Annotated in this window: 26 protein-coding genes and 1 pseudogene; 22 read left to right on the forward strand and 5 right to left on the reverse strand. The window is 72.7% G+C overall.

Annotated features, from left to right (window positions below; genetic code table 11):
- Positions 1-13 precede the first annotated feature (13 nt).
- From ACZ6QQ_RS02915 to ACZ6QQ_RS02960, 10 genes are all read left to right on the forward strand, one after another.
- A complete protein-coding gene (locus ACZ6QQ_RS02915) occupies positions 14-313 on the forward strand; it encodes a YggT family protein (protein WP_465873831.1) in 300 nt (99 codons plus the stop codon).
- 52 nt (positions 314-365) lie between these two features.
- The gene (locus ACZ6QQ_RS02920) at positions 366-1,169 is read left to right on the forward strand and encodes a DivIVA domain-containing protein (RefSeq protein ID WP_121155746.1); all 804 of its coding nucleotides are present in this window, start codon (positions 366-368) and stop codon (positions 1,167-1,169) included.
- Between the two features lie 68 nt (positions 1,170-1,237).
- Positions 1,238-1,942: a hypothetical protein gene (locus tag ACZ6QQ_RS02925; RefSeq protein ID WP_465873833.1), complete on the forward strand. Its 705-nt coding sequence runs from the start codon at positions 1,238-1,240 to the stop codon at positions 1,940-1,942.
- Positions 1,943-1,955: 13 nt separating this feature from the next.
- Positions 1,956-2,282, forward strand: a complete 327-nt coding sequence (locus ACZ6QQ_RS02930; RefSeq protein ID WP_465873835.1) for a DUF167 domain-containing protein — start codon at positions 1,956-1,958, stop codon at positions 2,280-2,282.
- Positions 2,283-2,304: 22 nt separating this feature from the next.
- Positions 2,305-3,807: a potassium/proton antiporter gene (locus tag ACZ6QQ_RS02935; protein ID WP_465873837.1), complete on the forward strand. Its 1,503-nt coding sequence runs from the start codon at positions 2,305-2,307 to the stop codon at positions 3,805-3,807.
- Between the two features lie 501 nt (positions 3,808-4,308).
- Positions 4,309-4,731: a TraR/DksA family transcriptional regulator gene (locus tag ACZ6QQ_RS02940; protein WP_329102442.1), complete on the forward strand. Its 423-nt coding sequence runs from the start codon at positions 4,309-4,311 to the stop codon at positions 4,729-4,731.
- 103 nt (positions 4,732-4,834) lie between these two features.
- Positions 4,835-5,500 carry a signal peptidase II gene (gene lspA / locus ACZ6QQ_RS02945; RefSeq protein WP_465873839.1) on the forward strand — a complete coding sequence of 222 codons (666 nt, stop codon included), beginning with the start codon at positions 4,835-4,837 and terminating at the stop codon, positions 5,498-5,500.
- Positions 5,497-6,459, forward strand: coding sequence for an RluA family pseudouridine synthase (locus ACZ6QQ_RS02950; protein WP_465873840.1), 963 nt, complete (start codon positions 5,497-5,499; stop codon positions 6,457-6,459). The genes lspA and ACZ6QQ_RS02950 overlap by 4 nt, the downstream gene beginning before the upstream one ends.
- A gap of 49 nt (positions 6,460-6,508) precedes the next feature.
- Positions 6,509-7,594 carry a hypothetical protein gene (locus ACZ6QQ_RS02955; RefSeq protein ID WP_465873842.1) on the forward strand — a complete coding sequence of 362 codons (1,086 nt, stop codon included), beginning with the start codon at positions 6,509-6,511 and terminating at the stop codon, positions 7,592-7,594.
- A gap of 525 nt (positions 7,595-8,119) precedes the next feature.
- Positions 8,120-9,637: a MinD/ParA family ATP-binding protein gene (locus ACZ6QQ_RS02960; RefSeq protein WP_465874499.1), complete on the forward strand. Its 1,518-nt coding sequence runs from the start codon at positions 8,120-8,122 to the stop codon at positions 9,635-9,637.
- Positions 9,638-9,657: 20 nt separating this feature from the next.
- On the opposite strand, the gene ACZ6QQ_RS02965 is transcribed toward ACZ6QQ_RS02960, so the two are convergent.
- Positions 9,658-11,454 (reverse strand): hypothetical protein, encoded by a 1,797-nt coding sequence (locus ACZ6QQ_RS02965; RefSeq protein ID WP_465873844.1) that lies wholly within the window; start codon positions 11,452-11,454, stop codon positions 9,658-9,660.
- 270 nt (positions 11,455-11,724) lie between these two features.
- On the opposite strand from ACZ6QQ_RS02965, the gene dnaE reads away from it, so the two are divergent.
- Together dnaE and ACZ6QQ_RS02975 are read left to right on the forward strand one after the other, a co-directional pair.
- Entirely contained in the window at positions 11,725-15,258 is a 3,534-nt protein-coding gene (gene dnaE / locus ACZ6QQ_RS02970; protein ID WP_465873846.1) for a DNA polymerase III subunit alpha, read from the forward strand.
- Between the two features lie 182 nt (positions 15,259-15,440).
- Positions 15,441-16,328: a DUF2567 domain-containing protein gene (locus tag ACZ6QQ_RS02975; RefSeq protein ID WP_465874501.1), complete on the forward strand. Its 888-nt coding sequence runs from the start codon at positions 15,441-15,443 to the stop codon at positions 16,326-16,328.
- On the opposite strand, the gene ACZ6QQ_RS02980 is transcribed toward ACZ6QQ_RS02975, so the two are convergent.
- A complete protein-coding gene (locus ACZ6QQ_RS02980) occupies positions 16,243-16,947 on the reverse strand; it encodes an LON peptidase substrate-binding domain-containing protein (protein ID WP_465873848.1) in 705 nt (234 codons plus the stop codon). The genes ACZ6QQ_RS02975 and ACZ6QQ_RS02980 overlap by 86 nt on opposite strands.
- Positions 16,948-17,056: 109 nt before the next feature.
- Between ACZ6QQ_RS02980 and hisD the strand changes: the two genes are divergently transcribed.
- From hisD to hisF, 10 genes are all read left to right on the forward strand, one after another.
- A complete protein-coding gene (gene hisD / locus ACZ6QQ_RS02985) occupies positions 17,057-18,391 on the forward strand; it encodes a histidinol dehydrogenase (protein ID WP_465873850.1) in 1,335 nt (444 codons plus the stop codon).
- The gene (locus tag ACZ6QQ_RS02990) at positions 18,388-19,470 is read left to right on the forward strand and encodes a histidinol-phosphate transaminase (protein ID WP_465873851.1); all 1,083 of its coding nucleotides are present in this window, start codon (positions 18,388-18,390) and stop codon (positions 19,468-19,470) included. Before hisD ends, ACZ6QQ_RS02990 begins: the two co-directional genes overlap by 4 nt.
- Positions 19,467-20,078 (forward strand): imidazoleglycerol-phosphate dehydratase HisB, encoded by a 612-nt coding sequence (gene hisB, locus ACZ6QQ_RS02995; protein ID WP_465873853.1) that lies wholly within the window; start codon positions 19,467-19,469, stop codon positions 20,076-20,078. Before ACZ6QQ_RS02990 ends, hisB begins: the two co-directional genes overlap by 4 nt.
- Positions 20,078-20,236 carry a hypothetical protein gene (locus ACZ6QQ_RS03000; RefSeq protein WP_465873854.1) on the forward strand — a complete coding sequence of 53 codons (159 nt, stop codon included), beginning with the start codon at positions 20,078-20,080 and terminating at the stop codon, positions 20,234-20,236. The genes hisB and ACZ6QQ_RS03000 overlap by 1 nt, the downstream gene beginning before the upstream one ends.
- Entirely contained in the window at positions 20,236-20,856 is a 621-nt protein-coding gene (gene hisH, locus ACZ6QQ_RS03005) for an imidazole glycerol phosphate synthase subunit HisH (RefSeq protein ID WP_465873856.1), read from the forward strand. Before ACZ6QQ_RS03000 ends, hisH begins: the two co-directional genes overlap by 1 nt.
- A gap of 16 nt (positions 20,857-20,872) precedes the next feature.
- Entirely contained in the window at positions 20,873-21,199 is a 327-nt protein-coding gene (locus ACZ6QQ_RS03010) for a hypothetical protein (protein WP_465873858.1), read from the forward strand.
- 23 nt (positions 21,200-21,222) lie between these two features.
- Positions 21,223-21,945 carry a bifunctional 1-(5-phosphoribosyl)-5-((5-phosphoribosylamino)methylideneamino)imidazole-4-carboxamide isomerase/phosphoribosylanthranilate isomerase PriA gene (gene priA, locus ACZ6QQ_RS03015; RefSeq protein WP_465873860.1) on the forward strand — a complete coding sequence of 241 codons (723 nt, stop codon included), beginning with the start codon at positions 21,223-21,225 and terminating at the stop codon, positions 21,943-21,945.
- 87 nt (positions 21,946-22,032) lie between these two features.
- The gene (locus tag ACZ6QQ_RS03020) at positions 22,033-22,482 is read left to right on the forward strand and encodes a MarR family winged helix-turn-helix transcriptional regulator (protein WP_465873861.1); all 450 of its coding nucleotides are present in this window, start codon (positions 22,033-22,035) and stop codon (positions 22,480-22,482) included.
- A 5-nt stretch (positions 22,483-22,487) separates the two neighbouring features.
- Positions 22,488-22,913: an organic hydroperoxide resistance protein gene (locus ACZ6QQ_RS03025; protein ID WP_465874502.1), complete on the forward strand. Its 426-nt coding sequence runs from the start codon at positions 22,488-22,490 to the stop codon at positions 22,911-22,913.
- A 49-nt stretch (positions 22,914-22,962) separates the two neighbouring features.
- Positions 22,963-23,733, forward strand: a complete 771-nt coding sequence (hisF, locus tag ACZ6QQ_RS03030) for an imidazole glycerol phosphate synthase subunit HisF (protein WP_465873863.1) — start codon at positions 22,963-22,965, stop codon at positions 23,731-23,733.
- Here hisF and ACZ6QQ_RS03035 read toward each other — a convergent pair.
- The 3 genes and pseudogenes from ACZ6QQ_RS03035 to yczE all read right to left on the reverse strand — a co-directional run.
- On the reverse strand, positions 23,690-24,529 hold the full coding sequence (locus tag ACZ6QQ_RS03035) for a metallophosphoesterase family protein (protein WP_465873865.1): 840 nt from the start codon (positions 24,527-24,529) through the stop codon (positions 23,690-23,692). The two genes, hisF and ACZ6QQ_RS03035, sit on opposite strands and share 44 nt — an antisense overlap.
- 100 nt (positions 24,530-24,629) lie before the next feature.
- Entirely contained in the window at positions 24,630-25,088 is a 459-nt protein-coding gene (locus ACZ6QQ_RS03040; RefSeq protein ID WP_465874503.1) for a hypothetical protein, read from the reverse strand.
- A gap of 114 nt (positions 25,089-25,202) precedes the next feature.
- Positions 25,203-25,854: pseudogene (gene yczE / locus ACZ6QQ_RS03045) on the reverse strand (membrane protein YczE); the annotation flags it as partial.
- Positions 25,855-25,868 lie beyond the last annotated feature (14 nt).

Raw genomic sequence — 25,868 nt, forward strand, 5'->3', positions numbered from 1 at the left:
GATCTCGCCTGCCGTGTCTTCGATCCTGTTCCAAGTCCTGTACCTGATCCTCTACATCTTTTTGCTGGTTCTTTTGGCCCGATTTGTCCTGGGCGCCGTCCTGCAGTACGGACGACGCTGGCAGCCGAGCCGCGGAGCGTCAGCAGGACTCGAAACGGTGTGGAGCGTCACTGATCCGCCCCTCAAGGCGTTGAGGCGTGTGATCCCACCGTTGCGAATTGGTACCGTGAGCATCGACCTGGCCTCCCTTGTGCTCCTGGTTATCCTGTTCGTGCTGATGGAGTTCGTGTTAAGGCCGTTGATCCACGGGTGAACAACCCGGTGACCAGCGCGCTACGCGGCCGCAACTGACCCGAGGAGTTTCGATGCCGCTGACCCCGGCTGACGTACACAACGTCGCCTTCAAGAAGCCGCCGATCGGCAAGCGGGGGTACGACGAGGAGGAGGTCGACGCCTTCTTGGACGAGGTCGAGCGAGAGCTCGCCCGTCTGATCGAGGAGAACAACGAGCTTCGCGCCCAGGTGGAGCGCGGCGGTCGTGGCGGCGCACCAGCCGGCCCGGGCGCCGACCCGCGACTGGCCGCCGAGCTGAACGATGTCAAGGCCCAGCTCGACCGGGTGCAGCGCGACAAGGCGGCGGCCGAGCAGGCCGCCCGGGCGATGCAGGCCGAGCTGGAGCAGGTGCGGTCGCAGGGTGGCCCGGTCGCGGGCGGCGATGGCGAGCAGCAGGCACTGCGGGTGCTGATGATGGCGCAGCGTACGGCCGACGACCACGTGTCGGACGCCCGTCGCGAGGCCGACAAGCTGCTCTCCGACGCGCGCTCCAAGGCCGAGGAGGTCACCCGCGAGGCGCGGGCCAAGGCCGACGCCCTGGAGCGGGACGCCCGCCAGCGCCACCAGGAGGCCATGGGCGGCCTGGACGCCAAGCGCACCGCGTTGCAGAAGCACATCGAGGAGCTCAAGCAGTTCGAGCGTGAGTACCGCACCCGGCTCAAGGCGTACCTGGAGAGCCAGCTGCGGGACCTCGACGGACGTGGACAGGGTCTCGAAGCGGAGATGACCCGGACCGACGGCAATCGGTCCGGTGGCGGATCCGCGAGCCTGGCCGCGGCCGGACTGGCCAACTCCTACGGCGGCAGCCGGTCCGGCGCGCTCGAAGCCGGGCGCTGACCCGTTCGTACGGTTCGGCCCGAAGCACGACGACAAACAGCTGGACACGATGCGGCGAGGGGTGAGCCGTGATAGTCGGAAGTCTCCTGCTCATCCTCGTCGCGGTCGCGCTGCTCGTGCTCGGGCTGGCCAATGGTTCGAGCGTGCTGCTGATCGCCTCCATCGCGGCGAGCCTGTTGGCTGCCGTCGCGCTGGTGGTGGGCGCCCGCCAGGCGGCCGCCATCCGCGCTGGGGCCGGTGACTCCGAGGAGGAGTCACTCCCGCTGGCCGGTGGCGAGGGTGTCGGTGAACCGCACCCTCGCCGGGCCGGTGCCGGTGCTCGTGGTCACGAGCGGCGGCGTTCCGACCGGTTCGACCTCGACGACCGCGCGACCGGGTTCGAAGCGCCGGTCGAGGTGCTGGTCCCCCATCAGGGCGGCCACCACCAGGGTGGGCCCGATCCGCTGAGCACCGACGACCGCGACCGGCGGCAACCGGCCGGGGCGGCGGGGCCGGCGGCCACGGGCCGTACCGAACCGACTGACGACGACCCGTACCCGGACGAGCCGGCGGCGCAGTACGTGCCGCCCGCCGACGCCGCCCGGATCGCCCGGATGGCCGACGACGTGCTGGTGGTCGACGGCCGGCCGCGCTACCACCTGGCCGACTGCCCGCACCTGCGGGACCGGGAGACCGAACCGCTGCCGGTCGGCGAGGCGGTCGAACTCGGCTTCACGCCGTGCGCCGTCTGCGAGCCGGACACCAGGCTGCTCGCCGACACCCATCGCGGCTGAGCGCCGAAGCACCGTGCCCACCGGTGGCTCCACCTCGGCCGACCAGGACCCGGTGACCGTCGCGGTCCGGGTCAAGCCCGGATCCGCCCGGGTCCGGGTCGGCGGCGCCTTCACCGGCCCGTACGGCTCGGCCCTGGTCATCGCGGTCAACCCGCCGGCGGTCGACGGCCGGGCCACCGAGGCCGCCCGGCTGGCCCTGGCGCGGGCCCTCGCGGTCCGTCCGGCCGCCGTGGTGCTGCGGGCCGGTGCGGCCAGCCGCGACAAACTCTTCCTGGTCGACGGCCCGGCCGAGGTGCTGGACGCCCGCCTGCGTCAGTTGCGGGACGGGTCGCCGGGGTGAGGACCGTCCGCGCGGGGCGCGCATGACGCACGGCCTCGACGTCGCCCTCCTGGTCGGGGCGGCGGTGCTGCTGGTCGCCGTCGGCGCGGTCCGGCTCTCCACCCGGCTCGGTGTCCCCAGCCTCCTGGTCTACCTGGCCATCGGCGTGGCGATCGGCGAGTCCGGGCTCGGCATCCGGTTCGACGACGCCGAGCTGACCCGGATCCTCGGCTTCTGCGCGCTGATCGTGATCATCGCCGAGGGCGGCCTGACCGCCCGGTGGAGCCTGCTGCGTCCGGTGCTCGGCGTCTCCGTGCTGCTCTCCACCGTGGGTGTGGTGGTCAGCATCGCCGTGGTCGGGCTGGCGGTGCACCTGCTGCTCGGGCTCGACTGGCGGCTCGCCCTGCTCTACGGTGCGGTGCTCTCCTCGACCGACGCGGCCGCGGTCTTCGCCACCCTGCGCCGGCTGCGGTTGCCGCCCCGGCTGGTCGCCACCGTCGAGGCCGAGTCGGGCATGAACGACGCCCCGGTGGTGCTGCTGGTCATCCTGCTCGCCACCCCGGCGCTCGGCGCGCACCCGTGGTGGCAGGAGGTGCTCCTGGCCGTCTACGAACTGGTGATCGGCGCCGCGATCGGGTTCGGCGTCGGTCTCGGCGGCCGCTGGGCGCTGCGTCGGGCCGCGCTGCCGTCGTCCGGTCTCTACCCGATCGCCGCGGTCGGGCTGACGGTGCTCGCGTACGGCGCCGGCACCGTACTGCACGCCTCCGGCTTCATCGCCGTGTACGTCGCCGGCGTGGTCCTGGGCAACGCCCGGCTGCCGCACCGCCAGGCCATCCTGGGATTCGCCGACGGGCTCGCCTGGCTGGCCCAGATCGGCCTGTTCGTGCTGCTCGGGCTCCTGGTCTCGCCCGGTCGCCTGGGCAACGCCCTGCTGCCGGCGGTGGTCGCCGGGGTGGCCCTGGTGTTCGTGGCCCGGCCGCTGTCGGTCGCGGTCGCCGCGACGCCGTTCCGCACCGCCGGGCGCGACCAGCTCTTCCTTTCCTGGGCCGGGCTGCGCGGGGCGGTGCCGATCGTGCTGGCGACGATCCCGCTCTCCGAACGGATGCCCGGTGCCGACCGGCTCTTCGACGCGGTCTTCGTCCTGGTGGTGATCTTCACCGTGGTGCAGACCTCGACGCTGGCCCCGGTGGCCCGCCGGCTCGGGGTGGTCGCTCCGGCCGAGGCGGCGCAGCTGCGGGTGGAGACGGCCCCGCTGGAGCGGATGGGCGCGGACCTGTTGCAGCTGGAGATACCGTCGGGTTCCCGACTCGCCGGGGTGCACATCGACGAACTCAGGCTGCCGGTCGGGGCGGCGGTGACCCTGGTGCTGCGGGACGGCAGCGGCTTCGTACCCGCTCCGGACACCCGGTTGAAGGTCGGCGACAGCCTGCTCGTGGTCGCCACCGAGCAGGTCCGGGACGCGGCCGAGAGCCGGCTGCGGGCGGTCAGCCGACGCGGGCGACTGGCCCGTTGGTTCGGTGAAAGTGGTGACGATCGTGACGGATGATCTGCTAGGTTCTTTTTGCCCGGATTAGGGATTACTCCGGGCTGAAATGCGTGACATCGGTGCGGCGTGTTGTCGGACGTCTGTACGTTCCGTATTCTTGCCAACCTCCGGAGTGCGCGGCGGCCCGCCGCGCGCCCGTTTTGCAACTGGGGGACGCTATGGCCGAGCGGGCGCAAACCGCGGGCGGGGCGGCCCCGGATTCCGGTTCATCGCCGGTCGATTCCGGCGCCGAACGACCGAATCGCACACCGGTACCGGACGCACCAGCGACGGCCCCGGCCGCCGCTGCCGGTAACCCACCGCCGTCGGTCGCACCGGTCACACCGCCCAGTCCGGCAACGTTGGCGAAGTGGGCGCTGGCGCGACGGGCACCCGCCGCCGCGACGTCGGACACCGGCACGGTGGCCGCGAACGGCACGGCCGGACCCAACCTCCGGGTCGCGGAACAGATGAGTCCAGGCACCGCCGATCGCCGCGGGGAACGCGGCCGAGGGAGCGACGATGGCGAAGCCAGCTGACACCAAGACCGCAGCGGGACGCAAGTCGGCGGAGAAGGCCACCCGCAGCACCGCGGAGACGGAGAAGATCCGGGCCGCCCTGGCAGCCCGGCGCGACGACTTGCGCGCCGAGTACGATCAGACCCTGAGCGAGATAACCGAGCTGCAGCGCGACCGGCTGACCGACTCGGCCGGGGACGACCAGGCCGATACCGGTACCAAGACGTTCGAGCGGGAGCAGGAGATCTCTCTCGCCAACAGCATCCTGGAGCGGATCACGCAGGTGGAACGGGCGCTGGAGCGGCTCGACGAGGGCGGCTACGGCTGGTGCGAGAAGTGCGGCAACCCGATCCCGGTGGAGCGGCTCGCCGCGTTCCCGTCCGCCACCCTGTGTGTCTCCTGCAAGCAGTTGGAAGAACGACGCTGAGCGACCGGCTCGGCGCGGTCCGGGGCACGCCCCGCCGCGCCGGGCCGACGGGCTGCGTCGCCACGGGTGAGAGGCAGTACCGCTGAACGTCGATGGGGAGCAGATGACCGCAGTACGCCCCGCCGGGCCCGACACCGCCGAACCGAAGGTGGGGGTGGGCCGACGGCGGGCGATCACGATCCTCGTGTCGACCGCGCTGCTGGTCCTCCTCGCCGACCTCGGCACCAAACAGTGGGCCCTGTCGACGCTGACCCCCAGCGAGCCGGTACGGCTGTTCGGCGGTGCGGTCTACCTCACCCTGATCCGCAACAGCGGCGCGGCGTTCGGGCTCGGCTCCGACTACACCTGGGTCTTCCCGCTGGTCACCCTCGCCGTGGTGAGCTGGATCGGCTGGATGGCGACCCGGCTGCGCTCGCTGCCCTGGGCCATCTCGCTCGGCCTGGTCCTCGCCGGAGCGCTCGGCAACTTCACCGACCGGATCTTCCGGGCACCCGGCCCCTTCCTCGGGCACGTGGTCGACATGGTGAGCCTGTTCGACCCGTACGGGCAGACCTGGCCGATCTTCAACCTCGCCGACAGCGCCCTGGTCAGCGGCGTGATCCTGGCGATCCTGCTCGAACTCACCGGCCGGCAGCGCGACGGCACCCGGGTCCGCAGCGGCTCCGACCGCGCCACCGACGGGACCGAGCGGGACGCCCCCACCGAGACCAGGACGGCGCCGGGCGACCCGGACGCCGGACCGGGCAGTCGAGATCGGGAAGTGTCATGACCTCCTCCACGTACGGAACGGGACCGGCCCGCGCGGTCGGCGACCAACGATCGCTGCCGGTGCCCGACGGACTCGACGGGATGCGCCTGGACCAGGCCGTCGCCCGCCTGTTCGGGCTCTCCCGGACCGTCGCCGCCACCCTGGTCGAGGCCGGCGACGCGCTGGTCGACGGCACCCCCCGACCCAAGTCCGACAAGGTCAGCGCGGGCTCCTGGCTGGAGGTGACACTGCCGGCACCACCGGTCGCCCCGCAGGTCGTCCCGCAGTCCGTCGACGGCCTGCGGGTCATCTACGCCGACGACGACATCGTCGTGGTGGACAAGCCCGTCGGGGTCGCCGCCCACCCCAGCCCCGGCTGGACCGGCCCGACCGTGATCGGCGGCCTCGCCGGCATCGGTCACACCATCGCGACCAGCGGTGCCGCCGAGCGGCAGGGCGTGGTGCACCGGCTCGACGTGGGCACCACCGGCGTGATGGTGGTGGCCAAGAGCGAGCAGGCGTACAGCGCGCTCAAGCGGGCCTTCAAGGTGCGCGAGGTGGAGAAGCGCTACCACGCCGTGGTGCAGGGGCACCTCGACCCGCTGCGCGGCACCGTGGACGCGCCGATCGACCGGCACCCGACCCACGACTGGCGCTGGGCGGTGATGGCCGACGGCAAGCCGAGCATCACCCACTACGACACCCTTGAGGCGTTCCCGTCGGCTAGCCTGCTCGACGTACGGCTGGAGACGGGGCGTACGCACCAGATCCGGGTGCACCTGTCCGCCCTGCGTCACCCCTGCGTGGGTGACCTGACGTACGGCGCGGATCCGACGCTTTCCGCCAGACTCGGACTGGATCGCCAGTGGTTGCATGCCCGAGAGCTCAGTTTTCTCCACCCCCGTACGGCCGAAGAGGTTCGCTTCGTCAGCGACTACCCTGACGATCTGAAGCGGGCGCTCGCGATACTGCGCGACTGAGCGTCGAAGCGACCACCATCGACCCGCTCGACAAGGGGGAGTTCCGCCCGTGCGTGCCGGTGACCTGCTGCGTCAGCTGGATCGACGGCTGCTGCCGCCGCTCGCCCGGGGGCTGGCCCGGCTCGGTCAGGGACAGGTCCGGATGCGGGTGCTCACCACCGCCGCGCTGCTCTCGTCGGTCGCCGTACTGGTCACCGCGGTCTGGGCGGCGGACCGGGGGCAGGTCGGCGGTGACCGGACGGTCGGCGAGGTCACCCGGGTCGGTGTGATCGAGGGGGATTCGATCCCCCGTTACGTCGAGTCCAGCCGGACCGAGCTGCGGAAACTGGTCGCCAGCCCACCCGACGAGCCGGGCGGCCAGACGTACGCGTTGGTGACGCTGGCGGCGTACCTGGCACCGGACCGGCTGACCCCGATCGTCGGCGACGTGTCGGTGTCGGAGGTCTTCGGTCGGGTGCCGCTGCCGCAGACCCAGACGGAACTCGTCCGCATCCCGGCCATGCGCATCCCGTCCGACGTCCTCGCCGGCATGCGCCGGGTCGCCGAGCGCAAGGACCGGGAGGCCGCCGACTACCGGTCCCGCGCCGCCGGGCTGCCCGCCGACGGTGATCCCGAACTGCGCCGGCTCTACGACACCGGGGCACAGGTCGCGCTCGACGAGGCGACCGCGTACGACGAGGGTTGCTCCTGCGTCTACGCGGCGATCGTCCGGGCCACCCCGACGGTGCTGGACCGGATCGCGGCCCGTCCGGGGGTACGGGCGGTCGACCCGGCGCCGGAGGTGCGCCGGCTCGACCGGGCGGTGTTCACCCCGCCGTTGCCGGAGCAGCTCGACGTGGCCCGTCCACCGGCCGACGCCGGCCTCCCCGTCCCGTCGGCGGCGGCGACCGGCGCACCGACCACCGGCCCGGCTCCCGATCCCGGCACCGCGCCGCCGCCGCTGTCGGTCCCGCCGACGGTCCCGCCGAGTGTGAGCCCGACGACGTTCGCGCCGACCAACGGTCCGCCGCCGGTGACGCCGCCGACCCCGGCCGGGCCTTCGGCACCGCCGTCGCCGGGCCCGTCGGCGGCACCGAGTCTGGTCGACGATTCCCTGGTGGAGCCCACGGAAGGGGAGCCGGTGGCGGCCCGCTGAGCGGCGGCGGTCATACCCTCGGGGTCACCGCATTGTCTGGCGAACCGGACACTGCTGTCGGCCCTCCGGTGTGGCCTTAATAGGGTTTGCCTCATAGCCTTGTCAGGCGGGGCACCGAGGGCGCTGGGAGGGCAAGCCGTGGACGGCACCGAGACCGGCTGGAGCCGGCCGGCGGAACCAGCACCGCGTTGGCGCGCGTTGCTGGACCGAGCGCGGCTTGGCGGCAGCCGTTCCGCCGAGCAGCCCGAGCCGGAGGACCGCTGGGTGGAGGACCTGCGGGCCGCCGGCGCGTCCGCCGAACTCGCCACCCCCCGATCCGGCGGTGGACAGCAGGACTGGTCGGATGTCGGCCGATCCGGCGAGGCCGGTTACCGGGCGGAGCCGGCCAGTCCCGTCGGGCCGGGTTACGGACCGGACCCGGCCGAGTCCCGGTATTCGGCCCTCGACAACGGCTACCGCCAGGAGCCGGGTCAGCCCGTCGAGTCCCGCTACGCGGCCCTGGAGTCCGAATACCGCAGGGCCGCCCTGGAGACCGACTACGGTCGGGCGGATCCGGGCTACGGCCGGGCCGACGCGGCCGGCTACGGTCGGGCGGAGCCGGAGTACGGCCGCCCAGAACCGGACTACGGTCGACCGGACGCCGCCGGTTACGGTCGGCCGGAGCCGGCCTACGGTCGCCCGGACACCCCCGCCTACGGTCGCCCCGAGCCGGACTACGGCCGGGCCGACGCGGCCGGTTACGGTCGCCCGGACAGCCCCGCCTACGGCCGGCCGGAGCCGGACTACGGCCGCGCCGACGCCGCCGGTTACGGTCGGGCGGAGCCGGGCTACGGCCGGGCCGAGTCGACCGGTTACGGTCGCGCCGAGCCGGACCTCGGTCGGGTCGAGCCCGCCGCGTACGGTCGCCCCGAACCGGACCTCGGTCGGGTCGAGCCCGCCGCGTACGGTCGGGTCGATCCCGGTTACGTCCCCACCCGGTCGGCTTCCGTCGGGGCGGCCTCGGTGCCGACCGCGGTGCCGCTGCCGACCGCCGGCCCGCCGGCCGCGGCGCCCCCGATCATCGCGCCCCCGGTCGTCGCGCCCCCGGTGCCCGACCCGGTCGTACCCGCCCCGGTCTCGGCGGCGGCCCGGGTCGCCCCGGTACGTGGCGCCGCCCGCGCTGCCGCCGTCGCCCCGGCCAACGGCAACGCCTACGGCCCCGGCCGGGTCGAGTGGCGCGAGGGCGCACCGGACGCCGAGGTCGACCGCGCGGTCAGCGTGCTCCGTCGCGACCTCGGCACCCCCAGGGTGCTCGCCTTCGCCAACCCGAAGGGCGGGGTGCACAAGACCACCGCGACGGTGCTCGCCGCCGCCACCATCGGCAGCGTGCGCAACCGGGGGGTGCTCGCCTGGGACGACAACGAACTGCGCGGCACGCTCGGGCTGCGCGCCGGCAGCGCCCGGCACGCCCGGACCATCCGGCACCTGATCACCGACCTGGCCGAGGTCGAACTGCGCACCGGTACGGACCTGACCGGTCGCCTCGACGACTACCTGCGGCACGCCTCGGACGGGTCGTACAACGTGCTGGCCGGGGAGGAGAGCCCCCGGTTCGCCTCCCGGCTGGACCAGCAGACCGTACGGCGGGTGCTGGACCTGCTGCGCCGTACCCAGGACGTGATCTGCGTCGACACCGGCAACAACGTGGAGAGCGTCAACTGGCAGACGGTGATCCAGGCCGCCGACCAACTGGTGGTGACCACGGTGCCCCGCGAGGACGCGGCGTTCGCCGCCGACTGGATGCTCGACCTGCTGCACGAGGTGGGCATGGGTGAACTCGCCGACAACGCGGTCACCCTGGTCTCCTGCCCGACGCCGGGCCGGTCGCCCTTGCAGGCGGACCTGGAGCGGCACTTCGCCACGCGTACCCGCGCGGTGGTCGTGGTGCCGTACGACCCGGCGTTGGAGAGTGGCTCGTCGATCGAGTACGCCAACCTCCAGCACGACACCCGGCAGGCCTGGCTGAAGGCGGCCTCGGTCATGATCGAGCCGTTCGCCCGCTGACCCGGCGTGCGGTGACCGGTTCAACGGGTCGCCGGCGTACCGGGCGACGGGCTCGCCGTCGGGGTGGGGCTCGGGCTCGCCGGTGGGCTGTTGTCGGCGGCCGGTGGGGTGGACCGGTCGGATCTGCCGCAGTCGTGCAGTCGGCCGTAGGTCGAGCAGGTACCGACGTGCGGGTACCACCGGGTCTGGGCGATCCAGGCGAAGTACCCGGTGCTGTTGCGCCGGCTGTCCGGCATGTACTGGTCGGCCATGGCGGAGCCGGCGCAGGCGAGGACGAACAGCAGCGGGATGCAGACGATCCCGACCGGTACGCCGCCGCCACCGGACGCCCCGACCGGTGCACCACCGGAGTACGCGCCCAGCCGTTGCCGCAGCGCGGTGAGCGCGTAGAGCAGGCCGAAGCCGCCGAGGATCAGCAGGCAGTAGAGCAGCACCATCGTCGTACGCGGGTAGAGGCGTACGGTCAGCGTCTCCCACTGCTCGCTGGCCAGCCACATCCGCAGCAACCAGGCGCTGACCGCGCAGAGCCCGACGGTGACCACCACGGTCCGGCGCCAGCCGAACCAGAGCGCCAGGCCGAGCCCGATGGCGAGCGCGATGGTGAACAGGCCCACCCCGCCGAGTTCACCCAGCGGCGGCCAGGCGGGGCCGACGTCCGCCGGTCGGTCGTTGCGCCACATGGCGATGTAGGTCGGCTCGGTGTCGGTGTCGAAGTAGAAGTAGTTGTCGGCGGTGCCGCCGGTGGCGGCGAGCAGGCCTCGCAGGTGCACCCAGGAGACCAGCAGCAGGGCGGCCAGGGTGGCGGCGGCGAGCAGCAGCACCCGGGCCCAGGCCCGCCGCCACGGGGCCAGCAGCAGGAACGCGGTGGCGGCACCGGCGGCGCACCAGACGAACCAGCCGGAGTAGAGCAGGAAGAGCAGGCCCAGGCCGGTGCCGTAGGCGAGCCCGAGGCCGACCGTACGGCGGGGTCCGAGGTCGGCGGTGCGGCGGACCGTTCGCAGGTAGCGGACCAGCACCGGGATCAGCATCACCAGGGTGATCTGTGGGTACGGTTTCACCGGCTCGATGAACGGCAGCATGGCGACCACGCCGATGCCCAGTGCCGGCAGCGGGCGCAGGACCAGCCGCCAGGCGAGGTAGGCGGCCGGGCCGAACAGGGCGGTGCCGACGAGCTGGATCTCCTTGATCGCGAAGGCCGGGGACTGCCCGCTCAGCTTCGCCCAGCCCCGGATCAGCCAGAAGATGACCGGTGGGTAGTGGTCGGGCACGGTCTCGCCGCGGGACATCCGGCCGATCCAGTCGAGGATCCAGCCGTAGTCGCCGCCGCCGGCCCACAGGCCCCACTGCGTGCCGCGCAGGGCGACGTCGATGCCGCCGGCCACCAGCCCGGTGGTCAGTCCGGCGATGACCGCGCAGCCGACGGTGACCACCCGGCCCCGTCGTCGCGGGTCGAGCAGCCGGTGGGCCACCACCAGGGCGGTGACCAGCACTATCGCCACCACCGCGAACCGGAACTGCAACGCGGCCAGCCCGCTGACCTGCCCCTTGCGGTCCAGCGGGTCGACGTCGACGGTCCGGCTCCAGGCCAGGAACGCCACGGCGGTGCCGACGCTGGCGACCGCCTCGATGGCGTACCAGGGCAGCCGGCGGGAGCGGGCGGTGGCGGTCCCGGCGCCGTCGGTGCCGCCCGGCCCGGTGGCCGCGTACGGCGGGTCGACCGCCTCGGACCGGTCGGTACGGACGGTGCCGTGGAGTTCCGGTGGGGCGGGCACCTCCTGCCGCGGGTTCGGCACCACCGTGCTGTCGTGGGTGGTCATCGGCTGCCCCTTCGACGGAACGCTACGGCTTCCTGACACGCTGCTATGGCCGGTGGGGACCGTATCGCAGTCGACGGCGAGTGTGGTGGAGGTCAAGGCGGCGCGGCCGGAGGAACGCCGGATGTGTCTCTTCTCAAGGGGCCGTGTCACCCGTGTCGGCGGCCGGACGGGGCGACTAGGCTTCTCGGTCTGGCGACCCCCGGACGGCCCAAACCGGTGCCTTGCGGGTGGGCGCCCGCTGGTGATGACGCTGAGGTGAAGGGGGTCCCGGTGTCTGACTCGTTCGTGCACCTGCACACGCACACCGAGTATTCGATGCTCGACGGGGCGGCCCGGCTCAAGGAACTCTTCGCCGAGACCAACCGGCTCGGCATGCCCGCGCTCGCCATGACCGACCACGGCAACCTGTACGGGGCGTACGACTTCCACAAGCAGGCGACCGCGGCCGGGGTGAAGCCGATCGTGGGCCTGGAGGCGTACCTGACGCCGGGCACCGACCGGCGGGACCGGACCAGGGTGCGGTGGGCCGACGGTGGCGAGAACGACGTCTCCGGCAGCGGCGCCTACACCCACATGACGCTGCTGGCCCAGCACGCCGACGGGCTGCGCAACCTGTTCGCGCTCGCCTCCCGGTCCAGCCTGGAGGGCTTCTTCTACAAGCCGCGCGCCGACCGGGAACTGCTCAACCAGTACGGCAAGGGCATCATCGCGACCACCGGCTGCCCGTCGGGTGAGATCCAGACCTGGCTGCGGATCGGCAACTTCGAGAAGGCGTGCGAGTCGGCGGCGGAGTTCCGCGACATCTTCGGCGCGGACAACTTCTACCTGGAGTTGATGGACCACGGCCTCGACATCGAGACCCGGATCCGCCAGGACCTGATCCGGCTCGGCAAGACGCTCAACCTGAAGCCGATCGCCACCAACGACCTGCACTACACCCACGCCGCCGACGCCGACGCGCACGAGGTGCTGCTCTGCGTGCAGTCCGGCTCGACGATGGCCGACCCGAAGCGGTTCCGGTTCGACGCCCGCGACTTCTACCTGAAGTCGCCGGCCGAGATGCGCGCGCTGTGGGACGCCGAGGTGCCGGGCGCCTGCGACAACACCCTGGAGATCGCCGAGAAGATCGGCGACTACAAGGAGGTGTTCGCCTCCCGGAACCTGATGCCCCAGTTCCCGGTGCCCGAGGGCGAGACCGAGGAGACCTTCCTGCGCAAGGAGGTCATGCGCGGGTTGCAGCGGCGGTTCCCGGGCGGGGTGCCCGAGGACCGGCTCCGGCAGGCCGAGTACGAACTCGACGTGATCCTGAAGATGGGCTTCCCCGGCTACTTCCTGGTCACCGCCGACCTGATCGCGTACGCCAAGCGGGAGAAGATCCGGGTCGGTCCGGGTCGTGGGTCGGCCGCCGGTGCGCTGATCGCGTACGCGCTGGGGATCACCGAGTTGGACCCGATGGTGCACGGTCTGCTCTTCGAGCGGTTCCTCAACCCGGACCGCATCTCGATGCCCGACATCGACATGGACTTCGACGAGCGTCGGCGCGGCGACATGATCCGCTACGCCACCGAGAAGTACGGCGAGGCCCGGGTCGCGCAGATCATCACGTACGGCACGATCAAGGCGAAGGCGGCGATCAAGGACGCGGCCCGGGTGCTCGGCTACCCGTTCGCGGTCGGCGACCGGATCACCAAGGCGATGCCCCCGGCGGTGATGGGCAAGGACATCCCGCTCGGCGGCATCTTCGACAAGAACCACCAGCGTTACCAGGAGGCGGCCGAGTTCCGGGCGCTCTACGACTCCGACGCCGAAGTGGCGAAGATCGTCGACACCGCCAAGGGGCTGGAGGGCCTCAAGCGCCAGTGGGGTGTGCACGCCGCCGGGGTCATCCTGTCCCGCGACCCACTGCTTGAGGTGCTGCCGATCCACAAGCGCGAGCAGGACGGCTCGATCATCACCCAGTGGGACATGGGTGCGTGCGAGACCATCGGCCTGCTCAAGATGGACTTCCTCGGCCTGCGGAACCTGACCATCATGGACGACTGCCTGGAGTCGATCAAGGACAACCGGGGCATCGACCTGGTCCTGGAGGACCTGCCGCTGGACGACAAGGCGACGTACGCCCTGCTCGGCCGGGGCGACACCCTGGGCGTGTTCCAGTTCGACGGCGGGCCGATGCGGGCCCTGCTGCGGTCGATGGCACCGGACAACTTCGAGGACATCTCCGCCGTCGGCGCCCTCTACCGGCCCGGCCCGATGGGCGCCAACGCCCACAACGAGTACGCCGACCGGAAGAACAAGCGCAAGCCGGTGGTGCCGATCCACCCCGAGCTGGCCGAGTCCCTGGCCGACATCCTGGGCGACACCTACGGGCTGATCGTCTACCAGGAGCAGGTCATGGCGATCGCGCAGAAGGTGGCCGGGTACAGCCTCGGCGCCGCGGACCTGCTCCGCCGGGCGATGGGCAAGAAGAAGAAGGAGATCCTCGACAAGGAGTTCAAGCCGTTCGCCGCCGGTATGAAGGGCAACGGCTACTCCGACGAGGCGATCAAGACCCTCTGGGACATCCTGGTCCCGTTCTCCGACTACGCGTTCAACAAGGCGCACAGCGCCGCGTACGGGGTGGTGTCGTACTGGACGGCGTACCTGAAGGCGAACTACCCGGCCGAGTACATGGGCGCGCTGCTCACCTCCGTCGGTGACGACAAGGACAAGTCCGCGGTCTACCTCGCGGAGTGCCGCCGGATGGGGATCAAGGTCCTGCCGCCGGACGTGAACGAGTCCAACGCCCGGTTCGCCGCGGTCGGCGAGGACATCCGGTTCGGTCTCGCCGCGGTGCGCAACGTCGGCACCAACGTGGTCGAGTCGATCCGCCGCTCCCGCAGGGAGAAGGGCCGGTTCGTCGACTTCTACGACTACCTGCGCAAGGTCGACGCGGTCGCCTGCAACAAGAAGACCATCGAATCGCTGATCAAGGCGGGGGCGTTCGACTCGCTCGGGCACACCCGCAAGGGCCTGCTCGCGGTGCACACCGACGCGATCGACTCGTTCCTCGACCTGAAGCGCAACGAGGCCGTCGGTCAGTACGACCTGTTCGGCGACGCCTTCGGCGGCGGCGGGGACAGCGGCCCCGGCATGATCGTCACGCCGCCGATCCCGACGACCGAGTGGGACAAGACCGACCTGCTCACCTTCGAGCGGGAGATGCTCGGCCTGTACGTCTCCGACCACCCGCTGTTCGGGGTGGAGCACGTCCTCGCCGCCGCCGCCGACATGTCGATCGCCTCCCTGGCCGAGGAGGGCAACGTCTCCGACGGTCAGATCGTCAACCTCGCCGGCATCCTCTCCGGGGTGCAGCGCCGGATCACCAAGCAGGGCCGGGCCTGGGCCTCGGCCACCCTGGAGGACCTCGGCGGCGCGGTCGAGGTGCTGTTCTTCCCGAACACCTACGAGGTGGTCGGGCAGTACATCGCCGAGGACGCGATCGTGGTGGTCAAGGGTCGGGTGGACCGCCGCGACGACCAGCCCCGGCTGATGGCGATGGACATGTCGATGCCGGAGATCACCGCCGTCGACGAGATCAAGCCGGTCGTGCTGGCGCTGCCCCCGTCGCGGTGCACACCGCCCCTGGTCGAACGGTTGCGTGAGGTGCTGACCAGTCATCCCGGTTCGGCCGAGGTGCACGTCCGGCTGGTCAACGGGTCCCGGGGCACCCTGCTGCGGCTGGGCCGGATGCGGGTGGCGCCGAGCACCGCGCTGATGGCCGACCTCAAGGCACTGCTCGGCCCGAGCGCCGTCGCCGGCTGATCGGCTACCGGCCGATCGGTCACCGCCGACCGATCGGCTTCCGCCGCTGATCGGCTACCGCTGGGCGCGCGGATCGGGCAGTCCGCGGATCCGCCGCCCGGTGGGGGTGGTCGGCCTGAGAGGATCACGGGGTGAGCCCGGCAACCCCCGACGACCAGCATCCCGCCGACGACGCCAGCGTCATCCGGGACGAGAACCGGCAGCCCGCGACGGCCGCCCCGGACGGTCCCGGCCCCACCGGGGCTCGCGCCGAGCAGGCTGCCGGGTCGGCCGGGGCGCAGCGGGACGACACGCCGCCGGCCGGGCCGGGCAGCGCCGCCGGGAGCGCACCCGAACCGTCGGGCCCGCCGATCAACGGCTACCCCCTGGCGTACGTCCATCCGGCGCCGCCCCGCCCGCGCGCGCCGCTGCGGACGCTGACCGTGGCGGTGGTGGCCATCCTGGTGCTGACCGTGCTCGGTGCCCCGCTCGGGCTGGCCTGGCGGGCGGTGGCACCCTCGGTGCCGGTGATCCAGGCCGAGGGCGGTGCGGTGCTGGCCCAGCCGCAGCCGGAGGAGTTCGTCGCGGCGGACGGCTGGTTCAGCCTCTTCGGCCTCATCTTCGGGCTGCTCGCGGCGCTCCTGGTCTGGCTGCTCCTGCGCCGCTACCGGGGCCCGGTCGGCATGGTGGTGGTCGCGCTCGGTGCGATCGGCGCGGCCGTGGTCGCCTGGCAGGTGGGTCGACAGATCGGACTCGGCGAGTACCAGCGGATGCTGGAGACCGCGGCCGCCGGTACGGCCTTCAGCAAGCCGCCGGACCTGCGCGCCGGCCGGTTCGAGTGGCTCTTCGGCTTCATCCCGGTGCTCCGGGGCGACCTGCTGGTGCCGGCCTTCGGTGCCGTGGTGATATACACCCTGCTGGCCGGTTGGTCCCGGTACGCGGGCCTCGGTGCCGAACCCGAACCGGTGGGCGTCAGCTGGGACTCCGACCCCGCGACGGCGGGCGTCAGTTGGGACTCGGCGGCACTGCCAACTCCGCCAGCGGCACCGGCACCGCCCGCACCTGACGCAGCAGAGCCGCCTCGCGACTGAGCAGCCGCAGCTCCGCCCGGAGCCGGTCGGCGGTGTCCGGGGTGGCGAGCAGCCGCTGCCGGTCGGCCAGGGTCAGCGCGGCGGTCGCCGCCACCAGGTGCGAGAGCACCGTCGGGTCGTCCGGCAACTGCTCGGTGAGCTGCTCCGGGTCGGCCCGGATCAGCCCGAGGTACTGCCGGAACACCGCCAGCACCCGGGGTGCCAGCAGGTCGGCCGCCTCCTCCTGCCCCGCCGGCTCGGGCAGCCACTCCACCTCGGCGGTCAGGTACGGCTGCGCGCCCTCGTCGACCTCGCTGATCCGGAACCGGCGCCGCCCCACCGTCACCAGGTCGAACCGCCCGTCGGCCAGCTCGGTGACCTGCCGCACCTCCGCCGTACAGCCGATCTCGTGCAGGGTGACGGCCTCGGCCGGCGCGGCCGGGCCGACCTGGCCGGGCGCCGGCTGGGTCTCCCAACCGCTGCGGATGGCGACCACACCGAACTCGCGCGGGGTGCCGTCGGGCAACCCGATCAGGTGCCGGACCAGCACCCGGTAGCGTTCCTCGAAGATGTGCAGCGGCAGCACCAGACCAGGGAAGAGCACCGTCCCGAGCGGGAAGACCGGTAGCCGTGCGTGCACCGGTCGAGCCTAGCCGTTTTTGCCCCGCACGGGTGCGGTGGCCGGTCTCACCGTCCCGCCCGCTGGGCGTGCGCGAAGCGCCGGCCGGGTGCCGCCTAGACTCGTGGACGTGCTGAATCGGATCGACCTGCGCGGTAGCGCGCGTGACCCACGGGGCCTGCTGCCCCGGGCCCAGCTTGACGTCTCGGTCGCGGCGGAGCAGATCCGCCCCATCGTCGAGGCGGTGCGCACGGACGGGTTCGCCGCGATCCGCGAGGCCAGCCATCGATTCGACGGCGTGCAGCTCGACCAGTTCCGGGTGCCGGCGCAGGCGCTCGCCGCCGCCGAGCGGGCGCTCGACCCGGCGGTCCGGGCCGCGCTGACCGAGAGCATCAACCGGGCCCGCCGGGTCCACGACGAGCAGCGGCGCACGGACACGCACACCGAGGTGGTGCCGGGCGGCACGGTCACCGAGCGCTGGGTGCCGGTCGACCGGGTCGGTCTCTACGTCCCCGGCGGCCTGGCCATGTACCCGTCGACGGTGGTCATGAACGTGGTGCCGGCGCAGGCGGCCGGGGTCCGGTCGCTGGTGGTGGCGAGCCCGCCGCAGAAGGAGAACGGCGGGCTGCCCGACGACCGGGTGCTGGCCGCGTGCGCCCTGCTCGGCGTCGACGAGGTCTACGCCGTCGGCGGTGCCCAGGCGGTCGCGATGCTGGCGTACGGCGCCGACACCGACGCCACGGGGGCGACCCGGTGCGCGCCGGTCGACATGATCACCGGTCCGGGCAACATCTGGGTCACCGCCGCCAAGCGGCTGCTGCGCGGCGTGGTCGGGATCGACGCCGAGGCCGGGCCGACCGAGATCGCCGTACTGGCCGACGACACCGCCGACCCCGCGCACGTCGCCGCCGACCTGATCAGCCAGGCCGAACACGACCCGCTGGCGGCGAGCGTGCTGGTCACCCCGTCGGTCGCACTGGCCGACGCGGTCGAGGAGGAGCTGACCCGTCAGCTCGCCGCGACCAAGCACGTCGAGCGGATCACCGTGGCCCTCTCCGGCGAGCAGAGCGGGGTCGTGCTGGTCGACGACCTGGCGGCCGGGCTGCGGGTGGTCGACGCGTACGCGGCCGAGCACCTGGAGATCCAGACCGTCGACGCCCGGCAGTGGGCGATGCGGGTACGCAACGCCGGGGCGATCTTCGTCGGGCCGTACGCGCCGGTGTCGCTCGGGGACTACTGCGCCGGCTCCAACCACGTGCTGCCCACCGGCGGCTGCGCCCGGCACTCCTCCGGCCTGTCGGTGCAGTCCTTCCTGCGCGGCATCCACATCATCGAGTACGACGAGGCGGCCCTGCGCGACGTCGCCCCGTACGTGGTGACCCTGGCCGAGGTGGAGGACCTGCCCGCGCACGGGCAGGCGGTGTCGGCCCGGTTCCCGAACCAGCGGCTCGGGCGGCCGTCATGACGACCCTCGACGACCTGCCGCTGCGGCCGGACCTGCGCGGCCGCTCCCCGTACGGTGCACCCCAGCTCGACGTGCCGGTACGGCTGAACACCAACGAGAACTCGTACCCGGTCCCGGAGACCGTGGTGGACGCGATCGGCAAGGCGCTGTCGGCGGAGCTGGCCGACCTGAACCGCTACCCGGACCGGGACGCGCTGGCGCTGCGCGCCGACCTGGCCGACTACCTGGGCCACGGCCTGCACACCGCCAACCTGTGGGCGGCGAACGGGTCCAACGAGATCCAGCAGCAACTGCTCCAGGCGTTCGGTGGGCCGGGGCGGACCGCGCTCGGTTTCACCCCGGCGTACTCGATGCACCCGCTGCTGGCGCTGGGCACCGGCACCACCTGGGTCGACGGGCGCCGCGACGGACAGTTCGGGCTGACCGCCGCCGACGCGGTCGCCCAGGTCGAGGCGCACCGGCCGGACCTGGTCCTGCTCTGCTCGCCGAACAACCCGACCGGCACCGCGCTCGACCCGGCCGTGGTCACCGCCGTGCTGGCCGTCGCGCCCGGCATGGTGGTGGTCGACGAGGCGTACGCGGAGTTCGCCCGCCCCGGTACGCCGACCGCGCTGGCCCTGCTGCCCGGCCACCCCCGGCTGGTGGTGACCCGGACGATGAGCAAGGCGTTCGGCTTCGCCGGGGGGCGGCTCGGCTACCTGGCCGCCGACCCGGCGGTGGTCGACGCGGTGCAGCTGGTCCGGCTGCCGTACCACCTGTCGGCGCTCACCCAGGCCGCCGCGCGGGCCGCGCTGGCGCACCGGGACGCGCTGCTGGCGACCGTCGACGCGATCAAGGTGCAGCGGGACCGGATCGTCGACACGTTGCGCGGCGCGGGCCTGCGGGTCGCCGAGAGCGACGCGAACTTCGTCCTGTTCGAGGTCGGCGGGGACCAGGGCGTGGTGTGGCGGGCCCTGGTCGAGCGGGGGGTGCTGGTCCGCGACGTCGGCCTGCCGGGCTGGCTTCGGGTCACCGCCGGTACCCCGGCCGAGACGGACGCCTTTCTGACCGAGTTGACGATCGTGCTGGAGTCGCTGTGAGCAGAACCGCCCGGGTCGAGCGGACCACCAACGAGACCAAGGTGCTGGTCGAGATCGACCTCGACGGCACCGGCCAGGCCGACATCAGCACCGGCGTCGGCTTCTACGACCACATGCTGAACCAGATCGCCCGGCACGGCGGGTTCGACCTGACCGTGCAGACCGTCGGCGACCTGGAGATCGACGCACACCACACGGTCGAGGACACCGCGCTGGCGCTGGGCACCGCGTTCGACCAGGCGCTCGGCGACAAGGCCGGGATCCGGCGGTACGGCTCGGCCACCATCCCGATGGACGAGGTGCTGGTCCGGGCCGCGGTCGACCTCTCCGGTCGGCCGTACGTGGTGCACGACGAGCCGGCGCTGGCGCCGTACATCGGGCCGGTCTACCCGACCAGCCTGACCCGGCACATCTGGGAGTCGTTCGGGCAGTCGGCCCGGATGACCCTGCACGTGTCGGTGCTGCGGGCGGCCCGCGACGGCGGCCACCCGGACGCGCACCACGTGGTCGAGGCCCAGTTCAAGGCGGTCTCGCGGGCGCTGCGCGAGGCGGTCACCGTCGAGGCGCGCAACGCCGGGGCGATTCCCAGCACCAAGGGCGCGCTCTAGTGGCACCGGCGCTGTTCGTCCTGGCCGGCGTCCTGGTCGGCGGGGTCTGGTCGCTGCACCGGCAGGGCGCCTCGACCGGCGTGATCGCCTTCGTCGGCCTGCTCGCCCTGCTGGCCACCGCCGGTGGCGTGCTCTGGCTGCTGCCCGGGGACTCCTGATGCCGGCCGTGGTGGTGCTCGACTACGGGTCGGGCAACCTGCGCTCGGCGCAGCGCGCCCTGGTCCGCGCCGGTGCCGAGGTCACGGTGACCGACGACCTGGCCGCGGCCGCCGCCGCCGACGGCCTGGTGGTGCCGGGTGTCGGGGCGTACGCGGCCTGCATGGCCGGGATCGAGGCGCTCGGTGCCGGCCCGGTGATCGCCGAGCGGGTCGCCGCCGGCCGGCCGGTGCTCGGCATCTGCGTCGGCATGCAGATTCTTTTCGAATACGGCGAGGAGCACGGCGTGGTCACCAAGGGGCTGGGCCTGCTGCCCGGCGGGGTGACCCGGCTCGCCGCGCAGCGGGTGCCGCACATGGGCTGGAACACGGTCGACCCGGCGCCCGGTTCGGTGCTCTTCGCCGGGCTGCCCGAGCACGCCCGGTTCTACTTCGTGCACTCGTACGCCGCCGCCGATCCGGACATCCTGGCCGGGGCGGGGGCACGGGTGACGACCGCGACCCACGGTGGGCGGTTCGTCGCCGGGGTGGAGCGCGGGGTGCTGCACGCCGCCCAGTTCCACCCGGAGAAGTCCGCCGACACCGGTGCGGTCCTGCTGCGCAACTGGCTGGGCACGCTGTGACCGGGCGGCTGGGCCGGTGAGCAAGGAGCGGGCCCGGCGACGGGCGGTACGCGAGGCCGAGGCCGAGCGGGAACGGGCCGTACGCGCCCGGCGGGTGGCCCGTCGGCAGCGACGGCGTACGCTGCTGCGGCGACTCACGCCGAAGCTGCCGGATCGGCGTACCGGGCGGATGTTCGCCCGGCGCAGCCGGGGCGAGCGGGCCGGGGTGGCGGTGCTGTCGATCGCGGCGCTCGGCGCCATCTGGTTCCTCGTCGACAATCCGGGGTTGCGCCTGGGGCTGATCGTGTTGCTGCTGCTCGTACTGCCGGCGGTCGTGGTGCTCGCGCTCGGCCGCCGGATCTAGACCCCCTAGCTACAGGAGACACTGTGAGCCTCACCCTGTTTCCGGCCGTCGACGTAGCCGACGGCCGGGCGGTCCGCCTGGTCCAGGGCGCCGCGGGCAGCGAGACGACGTACGGCGATCCGCTGGAGGCCGCCCTGGCCTGGCAGCGGGACGGGGCGACCTGGTTGCACCTGGTCGACCTCGACGCCGCCTTCGGCCGCGGGTCGAACGCGCACCTGCTGGCCGACGTGGTCCGGCGGGTGGACGTGGCGGTCGAGCTCTCCGGTGGCATCCGCGACGACGAGTCGCTGCGGGCGGCGCTCGGCACCGGGGCGGCCCGGGTCAACATCGGCACCGCCGCGCTGGAGGACCCGATCTGGTGCGACCGCGTCCTTGCCGAGTACGGCGACAAGGTGGCGATCGGGCTGGACGTACGCGGCCGTACGCTGTCGGCCCGTGGTTGGACCCGCGACGGCGGTGACCTGTTCGAGGTGCTGGAGCGCCTGGACAAGGCCGGTGCCAGCCGGTACGTGCTGACCGACATCACCAAGGACGGGACCATGCGCGGGCCGAACCTGGACCTGTTGCGCGAGGTCTGCTCCCGGACCGATGCGCCGGTGATCGCCTCCGGTGGCGTGTCCACCCTGGACGACCTGCGGGCGCTGGCCGCGCTGGAGTCGATCGGGGTCGAGGGTGTGATCGCCGGCAAGGCGCTCTACTCCGGGGCGTTCACCGTCGCCGAGGCGCTGGCCGTACTGGCCGAGTAGGTCCGGAACCGTCATCCCCTCCGGGGTGGCGGTTTCTCGTACCCGGATCAGTTGTGCACAACTTGATTGAGGGCTATTGTTCTGGTCATGGACGTGGACGAACTGGCGCTGGACCGGCAGGTCTGCTTCGCGCTCTACGCCACCTCCCGTGCCGTCACCGACCTCTACCGGCCGATCCTGGACGAGTTCGGGCTCACCTACCCGCAGTACCTGGTCCTGCTCGTGCTCTGGGCACGCCCCGACGAACCGCACACGGTCAAGCAGCTCGGCGCCCAGCTGCACCTGGACTCGGGCACCCTCTCCCCGCTGCTCAAGCGGATGGAGCGGGACGGCCTGGTGACCCGGCAACGGGCGGCCCGGGACGAACGGGTGGTCGAGATCGAGCTGACCGAAACCGGGCGCGCCCTGCGCGGGCGGGTCGAGCAGCTGCCCCGGCGGATCGTCCGGGCCACCGGCCTGGGCGAGCGGGACCTGGTCGCGCTGCGCGGCACGCTGAACCAGATCACCCAACTGATCCACCAGCAGAAGGAGCAGTGATCACCATGCAGGTGCTCTACACCGCCGAGGCCCAGTCCACCGGCGAGGGCCGGGGCGGCCGGGTCCGTACCACCGACGGGACCCTCGACATCGACCTCGCGGTGCCCAAGGAGATGGGCGGCGAGGGCGGCGGCAGCAACCCCGAGCAGCTCTTCGCCGCCGGCTACGCCGCCTGCTTCCACTCCGCCGTCAAACTGCTCGGCCGCAAGACCAAGGCCGATGTCACCGGCTCCGTGGTCACCGCCGAGGTCGGCATCGGGCGCGGCGAGGGCGGCGCCTTCGGCCTAGCCGTGACGCTCGTGGTCGACCTGCCCGAGATCGACCGGGCCGCCGCCGAGCAACTCATCGAGCAGGCCCACCAGGTCTGCCCGTACTCCAACGCCACCCGGGGGAACATCGAGGTCGACCTGCGCCTCGGCCAGACCCGCTGAGCCGGGCCGCCCGGTCGGGCCGGTCCGGCCGGGCGGTTAAGCTCGACCCATGACCGTGGCGGTGCGCGTGATCCCCTGTCTCGACGTGGACGCCGGGCGGGTGGTCAAGGGGGTCAACTTCCTCGACCTGCGCGACGCCGGTGACCCGGTCGAGTTGGCCGCCGCGTACGACCGGGCCGGCGCGGACGAGTTGACCTTCCTTGACGTCACCGCCTCGGTCGACGACCGGGGCACCATGCTCGACGTGGTCCGCCGGACCGCCGAGTCGGTGTTCATCCCGCTCACCGTCGGCGGCGGCGTACGCAAGGTCGCCGACGTCGACACGCTGCTGCGGGCCGGCGCGGACAAGGTCGGCGTCAACACCGCCGCGATCGCCCGACCGGAGCTGATCGCCGAGATCGCCGAGCGGTTCGGCAGCCAGGTGCTGGTCCTCTCGCTCGACGTACGCCGGGCACCCGACGGCAGCACCCCGAGCGGGTTCGAGGTCACCACCCACGGCGGTCGCCGGGGCACCGGCCTGGACGCCGTCGAGTGGGCCCGGCGCGGGGCCGAACTGGGCGCCGGGGAGATCCTGCTCAACTCGATGGACGCCGACGGCACCAAGGCCGGCTTCGACCTGGCCCTGATCGGCGCCGTACGGCAGGTGGTCGAGGTGCCGGTGGTCGCCAGCGGCGGTGCCGGCGCGGTCGCCGACTTCCCCCCGGCGGTCGACGCCGGTGCCGACGCGGTCCTCGCGGCCAGCGTCTTCCACTTCGGCGAGCTGAGCATCGGCGAGGTCAAGGACGCCCTGCACGACGCCGGTCACCCGATCCGCCGGTAACCGCCGGGCCGAGGATGTCCTCGATCAGGGTGAAGCGGCCGTCGCCGTCGCGTTCGAGTACGGCGTACGCGTCCCGCCCGCTGCGGATGTGCCCCAGGCAGACGACTCCGGTCGGCCCGATCACGGCCCGGTGCCGGCGGTGCATGTGTCCGCAGAAGTGCCATCGGGGCCGGATCCGTTCGCAGAGCGCGCGCAGGTCGTCCTTTCCGATCGGCCGGTCCCGGTCCGGCTCGGCGATCCCCGCCGGCCAGTCGTGGGTGAGCAGGACGTCCACCTCAGCGCCCCGACGCGCGTCCCGACCGACCCGGTGCAGCTCGTCGGCCGTGTAGTAGGTCCGGTCCCTGATCGTCTCCCGGCGGGGCCGGGGCAGGGCGGTGACCCTGGGCGAGTGGATGCCCGACAGGAACGCCACCCGCAGGCCGGCGACCTCGGCCACCCCCGCCCGGCCGAGGAAGTACGCCCCGTCGCTCCACCAGCCCGGTCCCGCCTCGTCCAGCGCCGGCCACGGCTCGTGGTTGCCGCCGATGAAGTACAGCGGGGCGCCCAGGTCGAGCAGTCCCTCGTGGACCAGCGGAAAGTCGCCGACCCGCCGGTACTTCGCCGGCCCGTGCACCCCGGCGGCGTCCGTCTCGTCTCGGTTCGGTTCGACGTCGCCGACGGCGAGGATGGCGTCCAGCGGGCCGAGGTGTCGGCGTACGGCGGCCGACGCGTCGGCCAGCAGCTCGAACTCGCCGTGCACGTCGCCGACGACCAGCACCCGGACCGGTGCGCTGACCATGCCCCGCCTGCCTGCCACGGTCGCGCTCCCTCCACCACGGTCCGGGCGACGCTACGGGAACCGGGTGGGCGCACTCCAGTGAATAACGTGCACGACCCCGCCGCGTGGCGGCGGCCGGTCAGTTCGGGTCGTTCTCCGGGGAGCGGCGGGGCCGGGGCACGCTGGTGCGGGCGGAGAACTCCAGCACCGCGGCGGCGTGTTCGTCCTCGTCGAGGTCCCAGTCGGCGGTGCCGGGAGCAGCCCGCCGGCCCAGCACCGTGTGCACCGTCTCGACCGCGCTGGCCAGGCCGTTGCGTGGACGCGTACGCCAGAGGTGTTCGCCGGCCGGGGTGACCCGGAACCAGCCGTCGGCCACGTTGATCAGCCCGGCTCCGGCGAGCCGGCGGACGGCAGCCTCGACCTCGTGCCGTCCGGGAATGGCGTGGTTGAGGTGGTCAGCGGTGGAGAGGACGTCGGCCAGGCGGACACCCTCGGGGCGTCGGGTCGTCGCCGATCGTCGGTGTCGTCCGGCGCCTCCGGCGATCACGAGCGACACGAAGATCCAGGCGTCTGCCCAACGCCACCCTTCTTCCCCCATGGGGAAATGATGCCGTGTGATCGCCGCCGAGGGAACCATTGCGGCGACTGTGTTTCCCGCCTCACCGGCTCGCACCGCCCGGACCTGCGACGATGAACATCGTCTATGCCGGTCCGGTGCCGGCGGTAGCCGGCTGGCCGGGGGCCGGACCGGCGGCGGTCGGTGGGATCCGGAACATCGGGATGAACAGGTGCGCGAGCGGTCCGATGGCCAACGCGTACGCGACGGTGCCGACGCCGATCGTGCCGCCGAGCAGTACGCCGATCACGAGCACGCTCACCTCGATCACCGTACGGACCAGTCGGATGGAGCGGCCCGGACGGCGGGCGACGTAGCCGGTCATCAGCCCGTCGCGGGGTCCGGGGCCGAGCCGGGCGCCCAGGTAGAGGCCGGTGGCCACCCCGTTGAGCAGGATGCCGGCGACCAGGAACCCGATCCGGGTGGCGAACGCGGACGGGGTCGGCAGGAGGTACTGGCCGGCGTCGACCACCACGCCGATCACCACCACGTTGCTGACCGTGCCGATGCCGGGGCGCTGCCGCAGCGGGATCCAGAGCAGCAGCACCAGGGCGCCGACCACGATCACCACCGTGCCGAACGAGAGCCCGGTGCGTTCCGCCAGGCCCTGGTGGAAGACGTCCCACGGGTCGAGGCCGAGCGTCGACTCGATCATCAGCGCCATGCTGAAGCCGTACAGGACCAGGCCGGCGAAGAGCTGGACGAGACGCCGGGTCAGCCGGTCACGAAGGTTGCCAATTTCGGTCACGGGTGCCACTCTAA

The sequence above is a fragment of the Micromonospora sp. NPDC049529 genome (assembly GCF_055586685.1).